The sequence below is a fragment of the Salinicola sp. genome, assembly GCF_982684285.1.
In genome coordinates, this window is sequence record NZ_CEXLVS010000535.1 from 1 (window position 1) to 1,042 (window position 1,042).

Consider the following 1,042-nt stretch of genomic DNA (forward strand, 5'->3'; position numbering starts at 1 on the left):
GGCGATCAGTTTACTGATGCCCACCGAGACGGTGACTTGGCCAATCGTCTCTTCACTGCCCTTCTTTTTTAGGTTGCTATTCGCCAAGGACAACCGAATAGCTTCAGCCATTTCGAGCACCGCTGGTGGTTTGGTATTCAACATGATCATCGCCATTTCTTCACCGCCATAACGTGCGACAGGGTGAATGTTTTTACTGTGTTTTTTTAGTATTCCGGCAAAAAACTGGATGACTTTGTCACCGAGTAAGTGACCGTAAGTATCATTAATATTTTTGAAGTTATCCAAATCAAATAAAATGAGTGATACTTCAATTTCACCGCGGTTACATAGCTTTTCCAGTTCTTGATTGAACGCGCCGCGGTTAAGTAAACCGGTTAAACCATCGGTCATTGCTGCTTTTTTAACTTCTTCTAACTCTGTTTTGAGCGCCATCATATCTTGAGTTGATTTAGCTAATTCTTGTTTTAGATCGTTGCTTGATTCGGTCAACATTTGAGTTTGCGATAAAATAGTTGTTATCACGCCCTTTAATTCTTCAACATTATTCAAACCTTCAAGCAGGTTACGACTGTTGTTTAGGTCGGAGGCACAGGCACCGGCTTTCGCTTCGGCTTTAGTGATGTTTTGCAAGGTATTATCGACAATCAAACGCATGCCGCTATTGGTTTTTTCAATGCGTTCAGGCATACCCATCAAGACGAACTTTTCATATAAATACTGGGTTATGTCTTCGGTGATGGTTTCGTTCTTACTTAAACGAGTATCAATAGCAGCGTTTAATTGTTGATTATCACCGGACACATATTCATACCAAACAGCATAATTAACCGGGTTAACGGGATTTTTGTGTTTATTAATGAAGGGGAAAAGACGGCGAAGGTTTTCCGTTGCTTGTTGGGCAACATGTTTATAGACAGGGGGGAAGGATGCTATTTTGGCCAAGGGAAATCCTCTTTCACAACACAATGAAATTAATATTTACCTATCCGTGATAATTATTTACCTTCCAATATGATTCGGTGTGTAGGAGTCAAAATAT

At 40.3% G+C, this 1,042-nt stretch carries 1 protein-coding gene; it reads right to left on the reverse strand.

The window, feature by feature from the left end; translation table 11 throughout:
* The coding region (locus AC3AYF_RS21730; RefSeq protein ID WP_487780542.1) for a GGDEF domain-containing protein at positions 1 to 945 on the reverse strand (945 nt) is incomplete at its 3' end.
* Between the last annotated feature and the right edge of the window lie 97 nt (positions 946 to 1,042).